The following is a 17,723-nucleotide window of genomic DNA, read 5'->3' as shown; positions in this document are numbered from 1 at the left end:
CAGTGGAGGAGTTGGTCGGTGTAGCCGTCATGAGCGAATGGGTTTCACCGGAGGTGGTGAGTGTATGCTTCGGTGATGGAGCGAGCACTCGGTGTGCGCATCGCAGGGATGGTGGCTGCTCTGGTGCTTGGGATGGGGCTGGTGGCCGTTGGCGTGTTCCTGGTCCGCCAGGGCCTTGATCGTTCCGCTCAGTGGGCGAGCGTCTTTGGTGTTTTCCTCAATCTTGTCGGCGTCCTGACCGCGCTGTTCAGCGCTTGGATGATCTGGCGCGGTCGAGGGGTGGCGACGGGGATCGGCTCTGCCCGGCCAGACACCACGCAGCGATACCCTCGCGTGGTGAACCAGAGCGTTCACTGTGGGAGTGACGCCTATGTCGCGGGACGAGACCAGACAATCGTCCGGCATACGTGGCGCTGAGGGGTAGCCGATCATGAACCGCGATAGGGGTTGGAGACCGGTCGGCGACGGCGGATGGCAGCACACGTTTGCTGACCGCGACGCCTATACGGCCGGCCATGACCAGTACATATACCAGCACCATTACTATGGCGGAGCTCCGGCCCGCCGCGGACCGATGCCGACGTCGGTGGGAGTGGTGATTGGGCTCTACGTCGTCTTGGGATGGATAGGCATTCTGGTTTCGGGTGCGTTGACACTGCTGAGCATCGAAGGAATTGCTTCCGCTGCCGCTGGGAGACCAGCCGTACTCGACAACGTCATGATTTCCCTCATCGAGGCTTTTGGTAAACGACCATCCGAAGCGGACTCACGTGCGACTGTTGCGGTAGTTGTCGGCGGGCTGGCCGCAGCGCTGATCCAGGCCCTGGTGATACAGTGGATGTTCCGGATGGCGCGGGGTCTCAGGCGCGGGAACGCTGAATGCCACGCCAAGGTGCTGAACTGCACCTACTTTGAAGTATTTTTCTATGGCGGACTCATTACGGTCGGATTCGCGTTCGCTGTTCCTGTTCTCACGGTGGTCGGAGTCGTTCTGATTATCTCGCCAGTAGTGATCATTACTGCGCTCAACTTGCGCTCGGCCCATGACTGGTTCGACAACTGAATCCGTCATGGTATGCGTGGGTCACCAAGGAGAAACTGTGTGGCCTCGACTATCTATTTATTAAGTGGATCATAGGTGGCCTGTAGACGGCCAATCGGGGGCGGTCACGTGCCTGTAGGCGTAGTAGGTGTTGCGCGTTGACTCGGCCGGTGACCTCGTTGTTGACGAAGTAGCTGACCGGAGCCTCGAATAAACCAGCCAGCGCCTATAGGTGTTTGTATGTTGGGGTTGTCTTTGTGGGACTCCGAAGCTGCCAGATGTAGCTTTTGGGAGATCGGGAACTCCCCGTGCACGCAGATCATGGCAGCAACCTGCTCATTGGTATACTCGTGACCGTCGGGTTGGGTGTAGTGTGCGAAGAGATAATTCAGCTTGTCGGCTAAGTTTCGCCCTCCGGTTGTCAAATCATCACGGCCCCACCCCTTAAGCTCCAGCCGACTCGCGCCCCAACCGCCACCCGTAGCGAGAGCGGCGGCCCGGCGTGGGTCGCCAGCCTCGCTTTCGCTTCTGGTGTCCCACCTTAGGTAGGAGCCCGGCCGCCCCGCAGATATGACGCGAAATCCCAAATCGAGCCTCTTCTCGGCTGGTGGAGGCTCCGAGGAGGACCCTGCCACCGAGGTGGGGTGGCTGGAGTGTTGTCCGGAAGGTATCACGTTCTGGCTGGTCGCAGTCGGAGGGAACGTGATCTGCGGTGGTTACTTCGGCTTCGTGCCTCGGGGCCGGGCCGCCTTCTCTTCCTCCTTGGGATGCCTTTTTCGCGGCCGTTTGGTCTTCCTTGGCGGGCCTTGTGCGTGGCCTTGACCGCGTGCTTTCGGCCTGCCTGGTCTGCTTGTGCGGCTGGGCGGCCACTGGGGTTGGGTTCGCGGCGGGTGGCGGGGTCTCGGTGCCGGGGCGGTCGGTGTCACCGCGGGCTGGTCCGGGTTCGTTCGGGCTGGGGGGCGTTGGCGGCGGGTTGGTGTGCAGGTGCCGAGTGGGGATCGATCGGGCGATGCGGTCGTCGACCGGGTCGGGTGGTGGGGTGGCGGTGACCGTGCCGACTGCTGCGGAGGTGGCAATAGCCGCGCCGGCCACGGCGGTTTTCACCGTGGCCAGCCAGGAGGCGGTGGCCACGCTGGTGTCGGCGGCAGCCGCGGCCAGGGCTACACCGGCCGGCACAGTAGTCGAGCCGGCCGACGTTGCCAGGTAAGCCAGGGCGAACGGGGCGCCCAGAACCAATGGCGCGATCACCGCCGGCAACTGGCGGTTGAGCTGCTGCAGGTCGGCGGCCAACTGCCGGCAGTCCGGGCACTGGTCTAAAGGATGTGTGATCCGGTCTACCTTGCGGGCCGACGACCCGTTGCGGACCCACCCGCGAGATGGGCGGTGGCAGCCTGGCAGTCCCCGCGGCGCGGGGTGGGCACGGGCTGCTCCAGGTAGGCTTGCCGCAACCCCTGCCGGGCCCGTAAGCCAAGGCGGACACACCGTTAGGCGTCAGCCACAACAGCGGCGCGACCTCGGCCGGCGTCTCGCCTTCGACCTCGAGGTGCCACAACACCATCCGCCACCGCTCGGGCAGGCTGGCAAAAGCCTCGGCGGCAACGCTGGCGCGCATCTGGTCTGTCATTGCGTGGTCATACCAGGCCGCTGGGCCGACCTCGGGTATCTCGGCAACCACCGAGCTGACCGGTCTTTGGCGGGCCCAGTTGATCATGATGTGGCGCATGGTCACCAAGCAGGTACGGCCGAAACCCTCGGTGAGACCACGGCCGGTGCGCAGCACCCGCAGCACCCGGGTGAACGCCTCGGCAACCAGGTCCTCCTGCTAGTAGCGGTGGCCACCAACCTAGCGGCAGCACGCCGCGCGACTCCGACATGACGCTGGTAGAGCAGGCCGTACGCGGCGACATCGCCGCGCCGCGCTGAGCAACACCGCGTCATTGGAACCGTCACTGGTGCCGGCCGCGGCTTCACTCACCGCCATACCTCCACATGGACGTGCAGCTGAACGTGCATCGCATCGCACACTGTGCAACAACCGTTACAGACTGAATGTGGTCACCACGCGCACCGTTGCCGATCCATGATCCACCCAGGCACGTGCGACAAGTTGACTGCCACCCAGCCACAATGAAGCCGATCCTAACGATATCTGGCGATTATCAGCATGTATCAATCGCTAATCGATGATTCCTGGATTTCTGTCACATCGACAATAGCTGACGAATGCACGCCGTTGATGGAGGTAAGTCGCTGGCCTGATGGCTCGACCGTCGGTGTCCATCCCCCATTCGTGTGACATTGCGGACTGCACGCGCCGTGCCATGTACCGGTGGGTTTGGGCCGCGTCGCACGTGGTACACCATGAGTGATCGCAGTACCGAACACGAACCAATTTTCGGGTGGATGGGAGGTCCGATCATGGGAAAGCTGCGGAAAACAATAAGTCTGTCCGCTGGTTCGGTGGCGTTGGGCGCGGCAGCGATGCTGGCGTTGCCCGGCAACGCGCAAGCCGCGGCGTCGCCGTGTAGTGCTCAGGCGGCCGCATGCATTGACCTGAGTGCGAACCAATCGTGGCTGATGCACGACGGGGTTGTGACCTATGGTGGCGTGCCGATTACCTCCGGTAAACCGGGGTATGAGACACCGGCAGGGACATTCCACGTCACCTACAAGGATATCGATCACTGGAGCAACGCCTACAACGCGCCAATGCCGTACTCGGTGTTCTTCACACAGAGCGGCATTGCCTTCCACGAAGGCAGCCTGACCGCGCAGTCGCACGGGTGCATCCACCTGTCGCCGCAGGCGGCGCGAATATACTTCGATAGCCTTCAGCCGGGTGACGTTGTCGAGGTCGTAGCCTGACGCGGCACTAAGACTCTTACATCCGGGCCATCCGCTGGACTTCGAACCGGATAGGGGATCTTGGGGTTGTCGCGTACATCTGCAACGACGGGTTCATTGATTCCAATACGGCTGATGGGTTGCGCAAGGCCTCGTGGAGGAATTTGACGCCCTCTGTATCTACGCAACGTCCAGGCCGCCGCGACGGCGCCCGCGGCCATCCGGTGACGGTCGGCGGACCACGGTCAACCGCCGTACCCACGCAAGATGCCGCGACAGCAGCGGCTTCCGGAAGCGCTGGGTGGTGCCGGCGCCAATCGTCGGCCGGCAGATGTGCGATCCGCTGGCGGGTCATCGCGTCGATGCCGAGCCGCCGCAGGCCCGCCTCCGCCGCACACGGGATCGAGCCACGCCGCCCCCCGACGCGGGTGATCTCCGGCCCGGTCCGCCCCAGCGGCACCGTTGCCAACCGCGTCTTCTCCATCGCAACTCCGATCGGCCATCGCGTTGTTGGTGACACGCACCTGAACCGCGTCCAGTCTCGTGATCCGACCGGCGTTGCGTCTGCACCGCCAGCGGGAGTTTCTCACCCCCTGCTGGCTGGAAGCCGGGCATGGCCGTCTCCGGCAAACCAGGTGGCGCCCTCCCGGATTCCGGCTAGCCGCCAAGCAGGTTGGCCGCTGGTCGTGATGAATCCGTGGCCGCTTGCTCGCCACTCTCGAAGCCACGACCGCTACCGACCGCATGGCGGAAACAGCTGATGAGCCGCGACGCGAGGGCTGGGTCCGGGGGCCGCGCCGCAGGCATCCGGGCGACCCTCGGCGCGGTCAGCGAGCCGAAGCGCGGCGTCGGCGCCTGCCGTCGGTGGTGCGGCCGGTTCGCCGAATGTGAGCCGGGGCAAGGTTTGACCGATGTGGACCGGGTATTTCTCGGGGGTGATGCTGCTGCGGGCGCCGGGGGTTTACCGGCCACAGGCGGATACTTGGCTGCTGATCGGTGCCCTGCGTGGGGCGGCGATCCCGGAGGGGGCGCGGGTGCTCGACGTGGGGACCGGGACGGGGGCGCTGTCGGTGGCCGCGGTTCGGGCCGGTGCGGCGGAGGTGACCGCGGTCGACGTGTCGGCCGCGGCGGTTCTGTCGGCCCGGCTCAACGCGAGGTTGCGCCGGCTGCCGGTTCGGGTGCATCGCGGCAGCGCGCCGGACGTCGTTGCGGGGCGGCGGTTCGACGTGATCCTGGCCAATCCGCCGTACGTGCCGGGACGGTGGCCGCCGCGCGGCGCGGCCCGGGCCTGGGACGCCGGGCTGGACGGGCGTGAGCTGCTGGATCCGTTGTGTGACGCGGCGTTCGACCTGCTCTATCCGGGCGGCGTCCTCCTTGTCGTGCACTCCGAGCTGTGCGGAGTGGACAGTACGCTGTGGCGGCTGCGCGCCAACGGGTTGAAGGCGGCGGTGGTCGCCCGGCGCATCGAGCCGTTCGGGCCGGTGCTGTGGTCCAAAGTGGACTACCTGGAGGGGCACGGGCTGATCGAGCCCGGCCAACGTCATGAGGAGCTGGTGGTGATCCGTGGCGACCGACCCGACCCGAACCGCTGACCGGCGCCGGGTGACCGTCGTGCCGGGCGGGCCGCTGCTCGTCGAGGGCCCGGTAGAGCTGGTGACCGAGGACGGCACGACGGTGTGCTCGGACCGCTTCCTGGTCGCCGTGTGCACCTGCCGCCGCAGCAAGCGATTTCCCTTGTGCGACACCAGCCACCGTCAACGCGTGCGCACCGGCTCGGCGTAGGCGGGCAGCGGGCGGCGCAGCGACGTGCGGCCCGCGCGCCAGGCGCTGAGCAGGTGCTCGGCCAGCCGCGACTCCAGCAGCTCGGTCGCCTGGATGCCGAACACCACGTCCGCGGTCAGCTCGGGCTCGCGGCCGAGCAGGTCGCCGAGCACGTCGCGGCGGAGCACCTGCTCGTGCACCGCGTCGGCCTCGACGTGCTCGGTGAAGAACAGCGTGCACCGCGGATCCGCCCCCAGCCGCTCCAGCGCCTGGGCCAGGCGCTGCGCGCTGGGCGCGGTGGTGATCTCCGCCGCCGCGAAGTGGCCCACCATCGCCCCGCGCAGCGCCCGGTGCAGCCCGAACAGTGACATCATGTTGACGATCGCGATCGCCGGCGCCGGCACCTCGTCCAAATAGGACAAATAGTCGGCGGAAAGGCCCGCGCCGGTCAGCAGGTCGGCGTAGAGCCGGGAGTGCATGCGTTCGCCGTGGCCGCCGCCGAACTCGTCGAACTCCACCGCGACCAGCGACGCCTTGGCCTGGCCGCGCAGCCGGGGGATCACCCAGGCGTGCGGGTCGGCCTCCTTGTGGTGGTAGATCGACCGGTGCACCAGGTACTCCCGCATCCGCCACCAGTCCCCGTGGTCGCGCAGGTAGTGCGACACCCCGCCGCCGGGCACCGGCTCGACCAGCAGCGCGTCCAGCTCACCGGGCAGGTCGTCCCCACCGTCCACATCGGAGCGCAGGGCGGCCAGGAACCGTTCCTCCATGGCCCGCCGCATCCGCAGCAGGTCCGGATCCCACTCCCAGGCCGGATCCACCCGCGGGAAGCCGTGGTAGTGCAGCTCGTAGCAGGTGTGCAGGGCGAGCGTGAGGTCCTCGCCGTACGGATCCGCCCGGCTCGCCGCGGCGGCCAGCGACCCGTGATCGAGCGGATCGTCGCGCCCGAGCGCGGCGATCACCGCGGCGGACAGCGGACCACGAGGCTGCGGCAGCATGGGCCGGGGGTACCCGCTGCGCCGGCGGGTTACGCTCACCCCGGCTCCGGTATCGAAGGGCCCGAGGGAGGCCAGCGGTATGAAGATCGTTGTCGACGACCTGTCCGGTCCGGAGATCGCCGCCTTCCTCGACGAGCACATCGCCGAGATGCTGTCGGTCACGCCGCCGGAGAGCAAGCACGCCCTCGATCTGGACGCGCTGCGCCGGCCGGAGATCACGTTCTGGTCGGTCTACGACGGGGACACTCTGGTCGGCTGCGGGGCGCTCAAGCGGCTCGACGCCGAGCACGCCGAGGTGAAGTCGATGCGCACCGCGCCGGCCCGCCAGCGCACCGGGATCGCGTCCCTTCTGATGGAGCACATCCTCACGGAAGCCCGGCGCATGGGGTTCACCCGCCTGAGCCTGGAGACCGGCTCCGCCGAGCCGTACCTTCGCGCCCGCAAGCTCTACGAGAAGTTCGGCTTCGACTACTGCCCGCCGTTCGCCGACTACCGGCCCGACCCCAACAGCGTGTTCATGACCAGGACGATCTAGCCGCTACAGGTCGTCGACCGGGGCGGAGCCGGTGAGCCAGGTCAGTTCGTTGTCGAGCAGGAACTGGTCGCCCCAGCCGGATGCAAGGGCCGGCCAGTCCTGGAAGGTGCGGACGGTGTCGTAGAAGGCGTCGACCGAGACGGCGGACGGGTTGTCGTAGAGGTCCTTGATCGTGTCGAAGAGGTCGGGTGGGCGGTCCTCGACCCGGCGCAGGACCTCGAGGAACCACTTGTGGTACGGGTAAAGCGTCTCGTTGTGGGTGAGGATCAGGCGGCCGCCGAACAGGACGAGCTTGGCGACGGACAGGCCGAGCAGGTAGCGGTTGTCCAGTTTGAGCGCCTCGTGGGCGTACCAGTGCCAGGCGTCGAGCTGGGCGCGGAAGCGGCGCATCCGGTCGGTCTTGCCGTCGACCGGGTAGCGGGCGGCGGCGCGCACGGCCCGATCGAGGTCGTCGATGCGGCTGAACAGGATCCGGGCGTCGGCGAAGGCGAACCGGGCGGGCTCGCTGCCCCGGTCGGCCACCTGCTCGAGGAAGGTCGGCCGGAGGTACTTGCCATCGACGAAGCCGTCCGGATACGTGGCCAGATCCCGGGTGTAGAACGTGAGCCGGCCGGCGCGAAACCGCCGCTCGTAGTCGGCGTCCGAGATCAGGATCATGATGTCGACGTCGGAGCTCGGGCGGGCGAAGCCGTGGGCGATGGAGCCGCCGAGGAGCACCGCGTCCACCTCCGGCAGCGCCTCGAAGTGCTCGACGATCCGCCGGATCGACTCGGCGTGATGGGGGTACACGGGCCTAGTTCACCATGATCCCGAGCCGGCCGTGCTCGGTTTCCTTGGCCTGCCACCAGGTGCGGGCGTGGGCCAGCCAGCGGGTGTGGCGGGTGAGCAGGAGCCGGCGGGCCTGCTCGCCGCTCCAGCGCGGCGGGAGCAGGGTGGGTGGCAGGCCGGGGTCGGCCAGCAGGAGCCGGCGCCACTGGTAGACGAGGTGGGCGAGTTGGGCGAGCGCCTCGCCGGGTGTCCGGGGCCGCGCGGGGGTGAAGCGGTCGAGGAAGGCGCGGTACTGGCGGTCCAGGTCGGCGACGTCCCAGGCCTGGGTGACCAGGCGGTGCCGCTCGCCGGGGTCGTCGAGGCGGGCGTGCAGCAGGGTGCCGTGCACGGGTTCGCCGAGCGAGTCGAGCACCTGGCGGGCCTCGGCGGCGTGCGTGGGGTGCGGGCTGATCCAGACCCCGGGGCCGAGCGATCCGAACCCGGCCCAGCCCAGCGTGGTGCGCAGCCGGTGTCGCAGGTTGCGGTGCTGCTCGGGGACGGTGGTGAGCAGGATGAGCCAGTCGCCGTTCCAGTCGCTCTCCGGGCCGGTGGCGAACAGCCGGTCCTTGGCGGCGGCCAGTGATTCGCGGCCGGCCGGGGTGATGTGCCAGCGGGTGCGCCGGCCGGTGCGCTGTGGGGTGAGCAGGCCGGCGGCGGCGGTCCGGCTGAGGGCCTGGCGGGCGGCCTTCTCCTCGAAGCCGGCCAGCGCGAGCGCGTCGACGATGGTGTGCGTCCAGGCGGCGTCGCCGTGGTCGAACGCGTACTCGCCGAGCACGATCAGCAGGTACGCCCTGGCGCTGGGGCCGCGGACCTGGCCGGGTATCGGCATGATCAACCTTTCCGCGAAAAGTCTCCACTAGCTTGACGGGAGACTATGCCTATGTCGCATCATGTGGGGGCCGCCGCGTCGACCATGCAGATCGGGGTGAGGCCCGTGGATCCACCGCTGTTGCGGGTGCGGGATCTGGACGTCTCGTACGCGCGGGCGGTGCGGGCGCTGCGCGGCGTGTCGCTCGAGGTGCCGCACGGCGCGGTGGTGGCGGTGCTCGGCGGCAACGGCGCGGGGAAGAGCACGCTGCTGCGGGCGATCTCGGGCACGCTGCCGTTCGCCGGCGGCGCGATCGACGGCGGGTCGGTCGAGCTCGACGGCCGGCGGCTGGACCGGATGGATCCGGCGGCGGTGGTGCGCGCCGGTGTGGTGCAGGTGCCCGAGGGCCGGCAGGTGTTCGGCGAGCTGACCGTGGAAGAGAACCTGCGCGCCGGCGGGCTGGCCGTCGCCCGGCGGGCCCGCGGCCCGGCCCGCGACCGGGTGTACGAGTTGTTTCCGGTGCTGGCCGAGCGCGCGGGCCAGCGGGCCGGGCTGCTGTCCGGCGGGGAGCAGCAGCTGCTGGCGATCGGGCGGGCGCTGATGGCCGCGCCGCGGGTCCTGCTGCTCGACGAGCCATCGCTGGGGCTGGCGCCGCGGATGGTGGAACGGATCGGCGCGGTGATCGCCGAGATCCACCGGCAGGGCACGGCCGTGCTGCTGGTCGAGCAGAACGCCGCGCTGGCACTGGATCTGGCCGACGTGGCCTATGTGCTCGAGGTCGGTCGGGTGGCGCTGCACGGCCCGGCGGCGCGGCTGGCCGCCACCGACGAGGTGCGCGACCGGTACCTGGGGGTGGGCGTGGCGGCCGATCACTCCACTCCGGACCATACACAGGAGACGGACAAGCCGGAGCTGGTGGTGGAAGGGATCAGCGTCCGGTTCGGCGGGGTGGCCGCCCTTTCGGACGTGTCGCTGTCCGTCGCACCCGGCTCGGTGCACGCGCTGATCGGGCCGAACGGCGCCGGGAAGTCCACCTGCCTGAACGTGCTGACCGGCGTCTACCGGGCGCGGGCGGGCAGCGCGCGGTACGGCGGGGTGGAGCTGACCGGCCTGCGTCCACATCGGATCGCCCGGCTCGGGGTCGGCCGGACGTTCCAGAACCTTGCGCTGTCGGCGACCGCGACCGTTGCGGACAACCTGCTGCTCGGCCGGCACCGGATGACCCGCGCCGGGTTCGTCGCCGCCGGGCTGCGCACGCCGGGGGCGCGGCGCGAGCAGTCCGAACAGGACGGTCGGGTCCGGGAGATCGCCGAGCTGCTCGAGCTGTCCGGCGCGCTGGACCGGCCGGTGGCCGCGCTGCCGTACGGCGACCGCAAGCGGGTCGAGCTGGCGCGGGCGCTGTGCGCGGAGCCGACCCTGCTGCTGCTCGACGAGCCGGTCGCGGGAATGACCGCGGACGAGTCGGCCCGGCTGGCCGGGATCATCGCCAGGGTGCGGGCCGAGCTGGGCATCTCGATCCTGCTCGTCGAGCACGACATGACGTTCGTGATGGGGATCGCCGACCGGGTCACGGTGCTCGACTTCGGGAAACGGATCGCCTGCGGCACACCGGCCGAGGTGCAGCGCGACCCCGAGGTGGTCCGGGCCTATCTGGGGGCCGCCCGATGAACCATTTCCTGACGCTGGTGGTCAACGGGTTGTCGCTGGGCTGCCTCGACGCGCTGATCGCGCTCGGCTTCGTGATCGTGTTCAAGGCCACCCGGGTGGTCAACTTCGCCTACGGCTCGCTGCTGCTGCTCGGCGCGTACGTGATCGGCCGCGCCCACGCGGCCCTCGGGTTCGCCGCGGCCGTGCTGCTCGCGCTCGTCGTGACCGCGGCGGTCGCCGCGCTGATCGGGGTGGTGCTGCTGCGCCGGCTTCGGCAGGCCGATCCGGGCGCGCTGGCCATCGTCACCCTCGGCGTGGACATCGTGCTGGCAACCGACCTGACCCGGCGCATCGGCACCGACCTGCTCACCACGGGCGACCCGTGGGGCGCCGAAGTCGTTGCGCTGGGCGGAATCCAGGTGCCGCAGACCAGGGTCGCGGCCGCGGTCGTTGCGGTCGTGCTGGTGGCCGGCTTCCTGGCCGTGGTCAAGTTCACCGACTGGGGCATCGGACTGCGCGCGTCCGCCGAGCGGCCGGCCACCGCGACCCTGATGGGGATCAGGCTGCGCCGGGTCGCGGCGAGCGCCTGGGTGCTGGCCGGCGGGCTGGCCGCGATCGCGGGGCTGTTCTTCACCGCGTTCCCGTCGCCGGGAATCACCGGCGGCGTCGGGCAGGCGGCGCTGGGCGCGGCGGTCCCGGCCGCGGTGCTCGGCGGGTTGGACTCGACCACCGGGGCGCTGATCGGCGGGATGGCGGTCGGGTTCACCGCCACGTTCGCCGCGGGATACCAGGACCAGCTCGCCTTTCTGGGCCGCGGGTTCGGCGCCGTCGCGCCGTACGTGGTGATGCTGCTGGTGCTGCTCGTGCGACCGGCGGGCCTGTTCGGCAGCAAGGAGATCACCCGTGTCTGACCGCGTCCGGCTGCTGCTGTGGCCGCCCGTCGTGCTGCTGGCCCTTGCCGCGCCGCTGGAGCTGGCCGGCTTCTGGCTGCAGACCGGGCTGTTCGCGATGGCCGCGGTGATCGGCGCGATCGGCCTGACCCTGCTGGTCGGCGTGACCGGGCAGCTGTCCCTCGGGCACGCCTTCTTCGTGGCGGTCGGCGCGTACGGCTACGCCTACCTGGCCGGCATCGGGTGGCCGCCACCGCTGGCCGCCATCGGCGCGGTGGCGCTCGCGGGGTTGGCCGGAGCGCTGTTCAGCCCGATCGCCGGGCGGTTGCGCGGGATCTACCTCGGGTTGACCTCGCTGGGGTTGGTGTTTCTCGGTCAGCACATCCTGACCAACGCCACCGCGGTGACCGGCGGCTTCAACGGCCGCGACGCGGCGCCGTTCAACCTGTTCGGCTTTTCGTTCACCGCGACCGATCCCGAGCTGACCGTGCTCGATGTCCCGTTCGGACCGTTGGAGCGGCTGTGGTACCTCGGGCTGCTGCTGGTGGCGGTGTCCTGGTGGTACGCCGGGAACCTGGCCCGCGGCCGGCCGGGGCGCGCGCTGGTCGCCGTGCGGGACAGCGAGGTCGCCGCCGCGGTGATGGGGGTCGACGTCCGCCGCTACAAGGCCGCGGCGTTCACCGTCTCCTCGGCCTACGCCGGGCTGGCCGGCGTGCTGCTCGCGCTGGCGTTCGGCCGGATCGTGCCGGAGAGCTTCGGTTTCCTGCTGTCCATCGACTTCCTCGCAATGATCATTATTGGTGGGTTGGGGTCCATCGGGGGCGCGGCCGCCGGCGCGGTGTTCGTCACCGCGCTTCCGTTGGTCCTCAACCATTACAGCGACGCGCTGCCGTTCCTGGCCCAACCGGGCGAGGCCGGCATCGGCGCCGCCGAGGCCGCCCGGCTGCTGTACGGCGCCGCGATCGTCGTGGTGCTGCTGTTCGCACCCGGCGGCCTAGCCCAGCTCGCCCGCCGTATCCGGACCCCAAGGAGCGCCCGCCATGAACCGACGACTGCTGGCCTTGCTGACCGCCCTGCTCCTCGCGCTGACGGCCTGTAGCAAGGCCACCTCCGGCGACCAGAACGCCGGCGGAGTGAAGACCGGACCCGGGGTGACCGACTCCACGATCAAGCTCGGCAGCCTGGTCGACCTGACCGCCGTGTTCGCCCCGCTCGGCAAGAGCCTGGTGCAGGGCACGCAGCTGTTCTGGAAGCAGGAGAACGACAAGGGCGGGGTGTGCGGCCGCACGGTCGAGGTCACGGTCAAGGACCACGGCTACGACCCGCAGAAGGCGGTCGCGCTCTACCGCGAGGTGTCCGGCGACGTGCTCGGGCTGCAGACCGTGCTGGGCTCGCCGGTGATCACCGCGCTGCGCTCGAGCATCGCCCAGGACAACCTGTTCGTCGGGTTCGCCGGCTGGACCGGAGCGATGCTGGGTGACCCGCACATCCAGATCCTCGGCACCACCTACGACATCGAGATGATCACCGGCCTGGACTTCCTCATGCGCAGCAAGGGAATCAAGGCCGGCGACAAGATCGGGCACATCTACTTCGAGGGCGACTACGGGGAGAATGCCCTGCGCGGCAGCAAGTACCTTGCCGGGCAGAACGGCCTGACGATCGTCGAGCAGAAGATCAAGGCGTCCGACACCGACCTGTCCGCACAGGTCGCCGCGCTGCGCAACGCCGGGGTCGCGGCCATCCTGATGTCGGCCGGACCGGCCCAGACCGCGTCGGCGGCCGGGGTGGCCAGGTCTGTCGGGCTGGCCGTGCCGATCGTGGCCAACGGCCCCGGCTTCACCCCGCAGCTGCTGAGCACCCCGGCCGGCGCCGCCCTCAAGGAGAACCTCCACGTCGTGTCCAGCATGGCGCCGCCGTCACTGGACAGCCCCGGCGCGCGCACGCTGGCCGACCTGTTCACCAAGGCGCACCCGAACGAGCAGCCCACCCAGGTGGGCTCGGTGTTCGGCTACGCGCAGGCCCAGGCCACCAGGGCCGTGCTGCAGAAGGCCTGCGACAACAAGGACCTCACCCGGCAGGGCCTGGTGACCGCCCTGCACCAGATCTCCGGGCTGGACACCGGCGGCCTGGTCGCCGGCCCGCTGGACTACACCAACCCGGACCAGCCGCCGACCCGCACCGTCTACATCGCACAAGCCGACTCCTCCGTCCCGGGTGGGCTCAAGGCGGTCGGCGGCCCGGTCGAGGCCGAGGCCGCGAAGTCCTACCAACCGAAGGCCTGACCATGGATCTCAGCCCAGCGAGCGCGGTGCACCGGCTCGCCCGCTACCTTCCGGACGCACCGTCTCTCGTGTACGGAGAGCGCACGTTCACCGCCGTCGAGGTGGACGGCCGGGCCGCGCGGCTGGCGACCCTGCTCGCCGTGGGCGGGGTGCGGGCCGGAGACCGGGTGGCCTACACCGGTCTCAACAGCGCCACCCTGCTGATCACCTACCTCGCCTGCATGCGGCTGCGCGCGGTGTTCCTGCCGGTCAACTTCCGGCTCGCCGCCGAGGAGGTCGGCCGGGTCCTCGACGACGCCGGCGCGCACACCGTGATCGCCGAGGAGGGTCATCGCTCCATTGTGGACAAGGTGGCCGGCGCGGTGCCGGTCCGCCGGTACCTGCTCGTCGACGACGACCCGGCCGTGCCGGTGACCGGCGACCCGTCGCCACCATGGCGGCGGCTGTCCGCCGCGCTCGACGCGACCACCGGCACACCCGCGCCGCCCCAGCCGTGCCGCGCCGACGATCTGGCCGCCCTGCTGTACACGTCGGGAACCACCGGCCGGGCCAAGGGAGTCATGCTCACCTACGGCAACCTCTGGTGGAACGACCGCAACTTCGACGCCGTCACGGCCACCGGGCCCGACGACGTCGGCCTGGTCGTCGCCCCGCTCTTCCATGTGGGCGGCCTGAACGGCTTCGCCCTGCGGATCATGGCCAGGGGCGGGACCGTGGTCGTCCGCCGCGGCTTCGATCCCGAACGGGTCGCCGCCGACATCGCGCGCCACCGGGTGACCGGGATGTTCGCCGTGCCGGTCATGTACGCCGCGCTGCTGCGCCCCCCCGCGTTCGTCGACGGCGACCGCTCGTCGCTGCGCACCACCATGGTCGCCGGCGCGCCGGTGCCGCCTGGCCTGATCACCGAGTACGCCGAGCACGGAATCATGCTCGAGCAGGCCTGGGGCCTGACCGAGACCGCCCCGATGGCCACCCACCTGCCGGCCGGCCGGACCATGGCCAAGCTCGGCTCGGCCGGGATTCCCGCGCCGTACACCGAGATCCGCCTCGTCCGCCCCGGCACCCTCGAAGAGATCACCGAGCCGCACGTCCGCGGCGAGATCTGCGTCCGCGGCCCCAACGTCACACCCGGCTACTGGAACAACCCGGCCGAGACCGCCGCCGCGTTCGACGACGCCGGCTGGTTCCACAGCGGCGACATCGGCGAGCTCGACCCCGACGGCTATCTATACATTGTGGACAGGCTCAAGGACATGATCATCACTGGCGGCGAGAACGTGTACCCTGCCGAGGTGGAACGGGTCCTCGTCGACTATCCCGGCGTCCTCGACGTGGCCGTCGTCGGCGCCCCGCACGAGACGTGGGGTGAGACCGTGGTGGCCGTGCTGAGCTGCGCGCAGGGCGCGTCCCCGACCGTCGAGGACCTCGCCGAGTTCGCCGGCGGCCGCCTCGCCCGGTACAAACTTCCCACCCGCGTCCTGGTCCGGGAGTCGTTGCCCCGCAGCCCATCCGGCAAGCTCGACAAACCGTCCCTGCGCGCCTGGGTCCGCGACCGGCCATGAACGTCGACGACCTCGTTGCCATCGACGTCCACGCCCACGTCGAGATCTCCGCCGATAGCCACCCGTCGCTGCCCGCGCACCTCATGGCCGGATCGGCCGCGTACTTCAACGTCGCCGACGACGGTCGCACGCCCGGCGTGCCGGAGATCGCCGCCTACTACCGTGAGCGCCGAATGGCCGCCGTCGTGTTCACCGTGGACGCCGAAACCGCCACCGGTCACCCACCGATCTCCAGCGAGGAGATCGCCGAGTCCTGCGCCGAACACGCCGACGTGCTCATCCCCTTCGCCACCGTCGATCCGTGGCGCGGCCAAGCCGCCGTACGCTTCATACGTGGCCTGGCCGGCCGCTACTCCATCCGCGGCGTCAAGTTCCACCCCAGCCTGCAAGCCTTCCACCCCAATGACCCCATGGCCTACCCACTCTACGACACCCTACAGGAACTGGGCCTCATCGCCCTGTTCCACAGTGGACAAACCGGCATCGGCGCCCGCCTCCCCGGCGGCGGCAAAATCCGCCTCAAGTACGCCAACCCCCTAGCCCTCGACGACGTCGCCGCCGACTTCCCCGACCTCAAGATCGTAATCGCCCACCCCTCGTTCCCATGGCAAGACGAGGCCCTCGCCATCGCCACCCACAAACCGCTGGTACACATCGACTTGTCCGGCTGGTCCCCCAAGTACTTCCCACCCCAACTCGTCCGCTACGCCAACACCCTCCTCAAGGACAAGGTCCTCTTCGGCTCCGACTTCCCCCTCATCACCCCCGACCGCTGGCTCACCGACTTCGACACCCTCGACATCAAACCCGAAGTCCGCCCCCTCATCCTCAAACACAACGCCGCCCGCCTACTCAACCTCTGACCCCAGAATGAACCGCCCCGGGGTCTGATGGAGGCTCACTCGTCGAGTGAGGATGTGGATCGTGGCTAGGAGGACGAGGTATTCGCGGGAGTTCCGTGAGTGCGCTGTGGCGTTGGTGTTTGAGCAGGTCGAGGCGCATGGGTCGCAGTGGGAGGCGATCTGCTCGGTGGCGAAGCTGAACGTGTCTGTCGAGACGGTGCCGCAAGTGGGTGCGGCAGGCCGAGGCGGACGCGGGGATGCGGTCGGGCACGTCGAGTGAGGAGTCGGCCGAGCTGAAGCGGTTGCGTCGGGAGAACGCGGAGTTGCGTCGGGCGAATGAGATTTTTGAAGGGGCGTCGGCTTTCTTCGCCAGAGAGCTCGACCCTCGACCGCCACGCTCGTAACGTTCATCACCGAACACAAGGACCGGTTCGGAGTCGAGCCGATCTGTACCGTGCCGACCGAATTCGGTATCAAGACCGCTCCGTCCATCTATTATGCCGCCCGGTCGCGCCCGCCATCACGGCGCGAGATTGACGACGAGAAACTGAGGACAGAAATTCAGCGGGTGTATGACGAGAACTATCGGGTCTACGGTGCCAAGAAGATGTGCGTGAGCTCAACCGAGAGGGCATCGAGGTGGGCCGCGGTCGGGTTGAGCGGCTCATGCGCCAGCTCGGTCTCGTGAGCGCCTTACGCGGCAGACGGTGCGCACAACGGTCCGGGACCCCGGCGGGGCGCGGGCCGCGGACCTGGTGAAACGCCAGTTCACGACCGGTGCGCCGAACCGGCTGTGGGTAGCCGACTTCACCCACGTCGCCACCTGGGCCGCCACCGTCTCCGTCGCCTTTGGCCATCGACGTGTTCTCCGGCAAGATCGTCGGCTGCAGGGCCAGTATGTCGAAGGACACCAGCCTGGTGCTCGACGCCATCGACATGGGGTTGCGGCACCGCAACTATCGATCAACGGACGGTGTGAGCAAGCTCGTTCACCATTCTGACGCCGGGAGTCAACCCAATACACGTCATTCCGGTTCACCCAGCATCTTATCGACGCGTCAATCGGCACCGTCGGCGACGCGCTCGACAACGCGCTCGCGGAATCCACAACCGGTCTCGACAAAACGGAGTTGATCAAACCCGCAAGGTCCCTGGCGTAATCTACGTGAGGTCGAAACGGCCACAAATGCCTGGGTCGACTGGTACAACAACCGGCGACTACACGGGCCTGTGGCTACCGGCCACCGACCGAGTTCGAGACCCTGTACGAGATCGGCGACCTGACCAGCCTGGTCGCCTGACCCCAGGAACGAGTCTCTACCGAACCCGGGGCGGTTCAGAAGATCTTCCCTCCAATTTTGTTGATCAAGCCCGTTGGTGGCCCGGAATTGTCGGTGGGGTCGGCTAGCGTGTCGGTGTGCTCGTCATCCAGGACCACCAGCCCGCGACCGAGCCTCGGGATCTCCTCGGGGATGCGGCGTTGGCCGGTGTCCTGATCGGCCACTACCAAGCCGTCCAGTTGCGTCAGCTGGCCGCCTACGCCCGCGACACCGAGGGTGACGAGTTTGCCTACCTGGAGGTGGCCACCCAGCTGCACATCTCCGACCGGGCCGCCCGATGCCGGCTGAAGTTCGCCCGTACGTTGGTTGACCGGCTGCCGCAGACGTTGGTGGCGTTGGATCAGGGGTGGATCGAGGAGTAC

17 protein-coding genes and 1 pseudogene are annotated in these 17,723 nt (G+C 69.0%); 15 read left to right on the top strand and 3 right to left on the bottom strand.

Annotated elements, in window-relative coordinates; genetic code table 11:
• Positions 1–75 precede the first annotated feature (75 nt).
• The 6 genes from VGX25_RS04880 (at position 76) to VGX25_RS04855 (ending at position 5,668) form a co-directional block, all read left to right on the top strand.
• A complete protein-coding gene (locus VGX25_RS04880) occupies positions 76–417 on the top strand; it encodes a hypothetical protein (RefSeq protein WP_326916377.1) in 342 nt (113 codons plus the stop codon).
• Between the two features lie 13 nt (positions 418–430).
• Positions 431–1,063: a hypothetical protein gene (locus tag VGX25_RS04875; protein ID WP_326916376.1), complete on the top strand. Its 633-nt coding sequence runs from the start codon at positions 431–433 to the stop codon at positions 1,061–1,063.
• 1,030 nt (positions 1,064–2,093) lie between these two features.
• A complete protein-coding gene (locus VGX25_RS04870; RefSeq protein WP_326916375.1) occupies positions 2,094–2,249 on the top strand; it encodes a hypothetical protein in 156 nt (51 codons plus the stop codon).
• A gap of 1,211 nt (positions 2,250–3,460) precedes the next feature.
• Positions 3,461–3,907: a L,D-transpeptidase gene (locus VGX25_RS04865; RefSeq protein ID WP_326916374.1), complete on the top strand. Its 447-nt coding sequence runs from the start codon at positions 3,461–3,463 to the stop codon at positions 3,905–3,907.
• An 890-nt stretch (positions 3,908–4,797) separates the two neighbouring features.
• Positions 4,798–5,478, top strand: coding sequence for a HemK2/MTQ2 family protein methyltransferase (locus VGX25_RS04860; protein WP_326916373.1), 681 nt, complete (start codon positions 4,798–4,800; stop codon positions 5,476–5,478).
• Positions 5,450–5,668: a CDGSH iron-sulfur domain-containing protein gene (locus VGX25_RS04855; RefSeq protein ID WP_326916372.1), complete on the top strand. Its 219-nt coding sequence runs from the start codon at positions 5,450–5,452 to the stop codon at positions 5,666–5,668. The genes VGX25_RS04860 and VGX25_RS04855 overlap by 29 nt, the downstream gene beginning before the upstream one ends.
• Here the strand turns inward: VGX25_RS04855 and VGX25_RS04850 are convergent.
• On the bottom strand, positions 5,641–6,645 hold the full coding sequence (locus VGX25_RS04850) for an iron-containing redox enzyme family protein (protein WP_326916371.1): 1,005 nt from the start codon (positions 6,643–6,645) through the stop codon (positions 5,641–5,643). The genes VGX25_RS04855 and VGX25_RS04850 overlap by 28 nt on opposite strands.
• 79 nt (positions 6,646–6,724) lie before the next feature.
• Between VGX25_RS04850 and VGX25_RS04845 the strand changes: the two genes are divergently transcribed.
• Positions 6,725–7,180 (top strand): GNAT family N-acetyltransferase, encoded by a 456-nt coding sequence (locus tag VGX25_RS04845; RefSeq protein ID WP_326916370.1) that lies wholly within the window; start codon positions 6,725–6,727, stop codon positions 7,178–7,180.
• Between the two features lie 3 nt (positions 7,181–7,183).
• Here VGX25_RS04845 and VGX25_RS04840 read toward each other — a convergent pair whose 3' ends face one another.
• Together VGX25_RS04840 and VGX25_RS04835 are read right to left on the bottom strand one after the other, a co-directional pair.
• Positions 7,184–7,969 (bottom strand): nucleotidyltransferase domain-containing protein, encoded by a 786-nt coding sequence (locus tag VGX25_RS04840; protein ID WP_326916369.1) that lies wholly within the window; start codon positions 7,967–7,969, stop codon positions 7,184–7,186.
• A 4-nt stretch (positions 7,970–7,973) separates the two neighbouring features.
• Positions 7,974–8,816 (bottom strand): PaaX family transcriptional regulator C-terminal domain-containing protein, encoded by an 843-nt coding sequence (locus VGX25_RS04835; RefSeq protein WP_326916368.1) that lies wholly within the window; start codon positions 8,814–8,816, stop codon positions 7,974–7,976.
• Between the two features lie 105 nt (positions 8,817–8,921).
• Between VGX25_RS04835 and VGX25_RS04830 the strand changes: the two genes are divergently transcribed.
• The 8 genes and pseudogenes from VGX25_RS04830 to VGX25_RS04795 form a co-directional block, all read left to right on the top strand.
• Positions 8,922–10,463 carry an ATP-binding cassette domain-containing protein gene (locus VGX25_RS04830; RefSeq protein WP_326916367.1) on the top strand — a complete coding sequence of 514 codons (1,542 nt, stop codon included), beginning with the start codon at positions 8,922–8,924 and terminating at the stop codon, positions 10,461–10,463.
• On the top strand, positions 10,460–11,353 hold the full coding sequence (locus VGX25_RS04825; RefSeq protein ID WP_326916366.1) for a branched-chain amino acid ABC transporter permease: 894 nt from the start codon (positions 10,460–10,462) through the stop codon (positions 11,351–11,353). The genes VGX25_RS04830 and VGX25_RS04825 overlap by 4 nt, the downstream gene beginning before the upstream one ends.
• The gene (locus VGX25_RS04820) at positions 11,346–12,431 is read left to right on the top strand and encodes a branched-chain amino acid ABC transporter permease (protein WP_326916365.1); all 1,086 of its coding nucleotides are present in this window, start codon (positions 11,346–11,348) and stop codon (positions 12,429–12,431) included. The genes VGX25_RS04825 and VGX25_RS04820 overlap by 8 nt, the downstream gene beginning before the upstream one ends.
• Positions 12,373–13,617, top strand: a complete 1,245-nt coding sequence (locus tag VGX25_RS04815; RefSeq protein ID WP_326916364.1) for an ABC transporter substrate-binding protein — start codon at positions 12,373–12,375, stop codon at positions 13,615–13,617. Before VGX25_RS04820 ends, VGX25_RS04815 begins: the two co-directional genes overlap by 59 nt.
• 2 nt (positions 13,618–13,619) lie before the next feature.
• The gene (locus tag VGX25_RS04810) at positions 13,620–15,179 is read left to right on the top strand and encodes an AMP-binding protein (protein ID WP_326916363.1); all 1,560 of its coding nucleotides are present in this window, start codon (positions 13,620–13,622) and stop codon (positions 15,177–15,179) included.
• Positions 15,176–16,042: an amidohydrolase family protein gene (locus VGX25_RS04805; protein ID WP_326916362.1), complete on the top strand. Its 867-nt coding sequence runs from the start codon at positions 15,176–15,178 to the stop codon at positions 16,040–16,042. Before VGX25_RS04810 ends, VGX25_RS04805 begins: the two co-directional genes overlap by 4 nt.
• Positions 16,043–16,094: 52 nt before the next feature.
• Positions 16,095–17,322: pseudogene (locus VGX25_RS04800) on the top strand (IS3 family transposase).
• 116 nt (positions 17,323–17,438) lie between these two features.
• A partial coding sequence (locus tag VGX25_RS04795; RefSeq protein ID WP_326916361.1) for a DUF222 domain-containing protein occupies positions 17,439–17,723 on the top strand: 285 nt, incomplete at its 3' end.

It is taken from the genome of Actinophytocola sp., from assembly GCF_035942955.1.
Classification (GTDB): Bacteria; Actinomycetota; Actinomycetes; order Mycobacteriales; family Pseudonocardiaceae; genus DASYTH01.
This window is presented reverse-complemented; position numbering and strand designations above follow the sequence as displayed.

What these genes read in the sequence shown, in the direction of transcription:
- VGX25_RS04850 (WP_326916371.1), bottom strand. Translation starts at nt 6,645, where the DNA reads ATGCTGCCGCAGCCTCGTGGTCCGCTGTCCGCCGCGGTGATCGCCGCG.
- VGX25_RS04880 (WP_326916377.1), top strand. Translation starts at nt 76, where the DNA reads ATGGAGCGAGCACTCGGTGTGCGCATCGCAGGGATGGTGGCTGCTCTG.
- VGX25_RS04860 (WP_326916373.1), top strand. Translation starts at nt 4,798, where the DNA reads ATGTGGACCGGGTATTTCTCGGGGGTGATGCTGCTGCGGGCGCCGGGG.
- VGX25_RS04810 (WP_326916363.1), top strand. Translation starts at nt 13,620, where the DNA reads ATGGATCTCAGCCCAGCGAGCGCGGTGCACCGGCTCGCCCGCTACCTT.
- VGX25_RS04825 (WP_326916366.1), top strand. Translation starts at nt 10,460, where the DNA reads ATGAACCATTTCCTGACGCTGGTGGTCAACGGGTTGTCGCTGGGCTGC.
- VGX25_RS04875 (WP_326916376.1), top strand. Translation starts at nt 431, where the DNA reads ATGAACCGCGATAGGGGTTGGAGACCGGTCGGCGACGGCGGATGGCAG.
- VGX25_RS04835 (WP_326916368.1), bottom strand. Translation starts at nt 8,816, where the DNA reads ATGCCGATACCCGGCCAGGTCCGCGGCCCCAGCGCCAGGGCGTACCTG.
- VGX25_RS04815 (WP_326916364.1), top strand. Translation starts at nt 12,373, where the DNA reads ATGAACCGACGACTGCTGGCCTTGCTGACCGCCCTGCTCCTCGCGCTG.
- VGX25_RS04845 (WP_326916370.1), top strand. Translation starts at nt 6,725, where the DNA reads ATGAAGATCGTTGTCGACGACCTGTCCGGTCCGGAGATCGCCGCCTTC.
- VGX25_RS04865 (WP_326916374.1), top strand. Translation starts at nt 3,461, where the DNA reads ATGGGAAAGCTGCGGAAAACAATAAGTCTGTCCGCTGGTTCGGTGGCG.
- VGX25_RS04805 (WP_326916362.1), top strand. Translation starts at nt 15,176, where the DNA reads ATGAACGTCGACGACCTCGTTGCCATCGACGTCCACGCCCACGTCGAG.